The sequence below is a fragment of the Luteibacter sp. KNZ12-1A genome (genome assembly GCF_056755675.1).
This window is the reverse complement of record NZ_JBPGXU010000164.1, coordinates 1-4,882: the sequence shown is the minus strand read 5'-3', so window position 1 is coordinate 4,882 and position 4,882 is coordinate 1. Positions and strand designations below refer to the sequence as shown.

The 4,882-nt window shown below is 66.7% G+C and carries 2 protein-coding genes; one reads left to right on the top strand and one right to left on the bottom strand.

The genetic code is table 11. From position 1 onward, the window contains the following. Window positions 1-53: 53 nt before the first annotated feature. On the bottom strand, window positions 54-1,979 hold the full coding sequence (gene yoaA, locus ACR9ZJ_RS18875) for a DNA repair helicase YoaA (RefSeq protein ID WP_481281249.1): 1,926 nt from the start codon (window positions 1,977-1,979) through the stop codon (window positions 54-56). 53 nt (window positions 1,980-2,032) lie between these two features. Here yoaA and ACR9ZJ_RS18870 point away from each other — a divergent pair, with 53 nt between their 5' ends. After that, the gene (locus ACR9ZJ_RS18870) at window positions 2,033-4,786 is read left to right on the top strand and encodes a valine--tRNA ligase (protein ID WP_481288631.1); all 2,754 of its coding nucleotides are present in this window, start codon (window positions 2,033-2,035) and stop codon (window positions 4,784-4,786) included. The last annotated feature ends 96 nt before the right edge of the window (window positions 4,787-4,882 follow it).

Sequence of the window (4,882 nt, the reverse complement as noted above, 5' to 3'; positions counted from 1 at the left end):
GAGACAGGTGCCGGACACGCCACCACCCGGTGGGAGCGGACCCTGTCCGCGATTCAATCCGCCGCGGCGCCCGATGCGAAGAACCCCACCACATCCGCCAGTTCCCGCGTCCTCGGCATGGGCGGCAGGCTGGCCAGGAACAACCGTCCATAACCCTTCGTGCTCAAGCGCGGATCGCACAGCACCAGCACCCCCCGGTCGTGCACGTCGCGAATCAGGCGGCCGACCCCCTGCTTCAATGCGATCACCGCCGTGGGTACCTGCCACCCCATGAAGGGATTGATACCCGCTTCCTCCAATGCCTCTAGCCGCGCCTGCAGCACGGGATCGTCGGGCATCGCGAAGGGCAGCTTGTCGATCACCACCACGCTCAATGCCTCACCCGCCACATCGACGCCTTCCCAGAAACTCGCCGCGCCGAGCAATACGCCGCGTCCGCTCGCCCTGAATTCCTCCAGCAGGCGGTGCCGCGGCGCACTCCCCTGCACGAACAGTGGCCACGGCACGCGGCCTTCCAACAGCTCGGCCGCGCGCCGCAGCGCGCGATGCGAGGTGAACAACAGGAAGGCCCGCCCATCCGAGGCATCGAGGACGGGCCGGACGGCATCCACCACCCGGTCGGTGTAGTCGCGAGCGGCAGGATCGGGGAGATTCGCCGGCAAATACGCCAGTGCCTGGCGCCGATAGTCGAAGGGGCTTTCCACATGCAGCGTACGTGGATCTTCCAGCCCCAGCTGGCGGGCGAAATGGCCGAAGTCGCCCGCGATCGACAAGGTCGCCGAGGTATGGATCCACGCCGCATCCGTGGACATGCGCATCGCGCGCAACGGCGCGGCCAGGTCCAGCGGCGTGGCATGCAACGCGAATCCACGCGGCCATGTCTCGTACCAGCGCACGTCGCTGGCGGAGTGTTCTTCCGCGATGCGGTCGAGGCGCAAGCTCAGCATCTGCGCCCGTTCGTGGACGTTCGCCAGCCCGCGCGAGCGCTCGCCGAGTGCCGCGAGCAAGTCGGCCATGGCCGCCATCACATCGCGCAGTTCGAGCAGCGCCCCGTGCACCACGGGGTCACGATCCAGCGCCCCGAAGGGCCCTCTCGGCGGCAACGCATCCATCGCCAGGCGAAGGCGTTTCACGAGGTCCTGGATGGCCTCGACCGGTTCCAGCAACTGGCTGGTGGCTCCGGTGACACCGTGCGCCTCCGCCAGCGCGTCCTGGCCCAGATCGACGAGCTGCCGCGCACTGACGCTTTGCGAGAAGAACTGTCCGGCGAGTTCGGGAATCTGGTGCGCCTCATCGAGGATGAAGGCATCGGCACCCGGCAGGATCTCGCCGAAGCCTTCCTGCTTGAGGGCCAGGTCGGCCATCAGCAGATGGTGGTTCACCACCACCAGGTCGGCCTCCATGGCTTCGCGACGCGCCTTCACGACGTGGCAATCCTCGAAGAACGGACATTCCGATCCCAGGCAGTTCTCCGGCGTGGAGGTCACCCGGGGCCAGACCGCCGAATCCTCCGGGATATCGACCATTTCCATGCGGTCGCCACGACGCGTCCGCGCCGACCAGGCGCGGATGGCGGACAACTGGGAAACCAGCTGGCGGTCGGGATTTCCCTCGCGCACCGCCTGGTCCAGGCGGTAGAGGCACAGGTAGTTGGCCCGCCCCTTGAGCAGGCTCACCCTGGCCCGGCTGCCCAGCACCGCATGCACGCGGGGCAGGTCGCGGAAGAACAGCTGGTCCTGCAAGGCCTTGGTGCCGGTGGAAACGATGACCTTCCGCCCCGACATCAGGGCTGGCACCAGGTAGGCGAAGGTCTTGCCGGTGCCGGTGCCCGCCTCGGCGATCAGGACGTCGCGTTCGGCGATGGCCCCGGCAACCGCCGAGGCCATGCGCTGCTGGGCCTCGCGCGGTGCGAAACCCGGTACTTCACGGGCGAAAGGGCCCTCCGCGCCGAGGATCGCGGCCACTTCGAGTTCAGTCATCCGCCAAGTATCGCCTACAATGGCGGTCTTTTTCGTCGTCCGAGAGCCCACGCATGGACAAGAGTTTCGAGCCCAGCCAGATCGAATCGAAGTGGTACGCCCAGTGGGAGGCCAACGGCTATTTCAAGCCGTCCGGCAAGGGCACGCCCTACACGATCATGCTGCCGCCGCCCAATGTCACGGGCACGCTCCATATGGGCCACGCGTTCCAGCACACGATCATGGACACCCTGGTGCGCTACCACCGCATGCGCGGCTACGACACGCTGTGGCAGCTCGGTACCGACCACGCGGGCATCGCCACCGAGATGGTGGTGACCCGCCAGCTCAACGCGGAGGGCAAGCAGCGTTCGGATTTCGACCGCGAGTCGTTCATCGCCCGCGTCTGGGAATGGAAGGCCGAGTCCGGCGACACGATCGGCCGCCAGATGCGCCGCCTGGGCGTGTCGGGCGACTGGACGCGCGAGCGCTTCACCATGGACGAGGGCATGTCCGAGGCGGTGATCGAGACCTTCGTGCGGCTCTCCGAGGAAGGGCTGATCTACCGCGGCCAGAAGCTGGTCAACTGGGACCCGGTGCTGAAGACCGCGATCTCCGACCTCGAAGTGGTCAGCGAAGAGGAAGACGGTTCGCTGTGGTCGATCCGCTACCCGCTGGCCGACGGATCGGGCGAACTGGTCGTCGCCACCACGCGTCCGGAAACCATGCTCGGCGACGTCGCGGTGGCCGTGCATCCGGAAGACGAGCGCTATGCGCACCTGATCGGGCGCATGCTCGCGCTGCCGCTGTCGAACCGGCAGATCCCGATCATCGCCGACGACTACGTCGAGAAGGACTTCGGCACCGGCTGCGTGAAGATCACGCCCGCCCACGACTTCAACGACTACGCCATCGGCCAGCGCCACAACCTGCCGATGATCAACATCCTCACGGACGATGCCAGGATCAACGACGCCGCGCCGGAAAAATACCGTGGCATGGATCGCTACGTCGCGCGCAAGGCCGTGCTCGCCGACCTGGAGGCCGAAGGTCTCCTGGTGGAGACGAAGAAGCACAAGCTGCAGGTGCCGCGTGGCGATCGCAGCGGCCAGGTGATCGAGCCGTACCTCACCTGGCAGTGGTTCGTGAAGATGGACACGCTCGCCGCGCGTGGCCTGGAACTGGTCGAGCAGGGCCACGTGAAGTTCGTGCCGGAGAACTGGATCAGCACCTACCGCCACTGGCTGGCCAACATCCAGGACTGGTGCATCAGCCGCCAGCTGACCTGGGGTCATCGCATCCCGGCGTGGTACACCGACAATGGCGGCGTGATCGTCGCGAGGAACGAGGACGAGGCCACCGCCAGGGCCGCCGCGCAGGGTTATACCGGTGCGTTGCGCCGCGACGACGACGTCCTCGAAACGTGGTTCTCGTCCGGCTTGTGGAGCCACTCCACGCTCGGCTGGCCGAACCCGAAGCGCCAGGCCGAGCTGGGTTTCGACCGCTACCTGCCGTCGAGCGTGCTGGTGACCGGCTTCGACATCATCTTCTTCTGGGTCGCGCGCATGATCATGCTCACCGACCACTTCACGGGCGAGGTCCCGTTCAAGGACGTCTATGTCACGGGCCTCATCCGCGACAAGGATGGCCAGAAGATGTCCAAGTCCAAGGGCAACGTGCTCGATCCGCTCGACCTCATCGATGGCATCGCCCTGGACGAGCTGCTCGCCAAGCGCACGCGCGGCCTGATGCAGCCGAAGATGGCCGAGAAGATCGAGAAGTCCACGCGCAAGGAGTTCGCCGATGGCATCCCCGCCTTCGGTGCCGATGCGCTGCGCTTCACCTTCGCCTCGCTCGCCACGCATGGCCGCGACATCAAGTTCGACCTGGAGCGTTGCGGCGGCTACAAGGCCTTCGTCAACAAGCTGTGGAACGCCTCGCGCTTCGTACTGATGAACCTCGGCGAAGAGGCGATCGCGCCGACGAAGCCGGCCACGGAAGCCGAACGGTGGATCCTCACCCGCCTTCGCGACACGCTGGCGACGGTGAAGGAACAACTCGCGCTCTACCGCTTCGACCTCGCCGCACAGGCGTTGTATGAGTTCACCTGGAACGAGTTCTGCGACTGGTTCCTGGAGCTGTCCAAGCCTGCGCTCGGCAGTGGCGATGCCGTGGCCGTGGCTTCCACGCGATACACCCTGGTCCACGTGCTGGAGACGCTGCTGCGCGCGCTGCATCCGCTGATTCCCTTCGTCACCGAGGAAATCTGGCAGCACGTGCGCCCGCTGCTCGGCATCGAGGGCGAGACGATCATGCTGCGGCCTTATCCGGAAGCCTCGGATGTGGAAGGCGACGATACGGCCACCGCCGAGATCGAGTGGGTCAAGGGCGTGCTCACCGGCGTCCGCCGTATCCGTGCCGAGATGAACATCGCGCCCGGCAAGACCATCCCGCTGCTGCTTGGCGATGGCGATGCGACGGATCGCGAGCGCTCGGCGAAGTTCGCGGCGCAGATCGCCTTCCTGGGCCGGGTCGAGTCGCCGGCCTGGGTGGATGGCGAAGAACCCGCCGCAGCGGTCGCCGTGGTCGGCGGCATGCGTGCGCTGATCCCGCTGGAAGGACTGATCGACGTAGGCGCGGAGAAGACGCGCCTCGCCAAGGAGATCGCCCGTGTCGAGGGAGAGATCAGGAAATGCGAGGCCAAGCTCGGCAATGCCAACTTCGTCGCCAACGCCCCGGCGGAAGTCGTCGAGCAGGAGCGCCAGCGCATCGCCGACTGGACCAGGCAGGCCGATGCGATGCGTGAGCAGGCGCGGAAGCTGGGCTGAGGCACCGCTGCTCGCCGAAGAGCATCGCCGACAGGGTCGGCTCCCACCGGGCTAAGGCGGTCTGGTGGGAGCCCGGCGCTTCGGTGGGAGCCGACC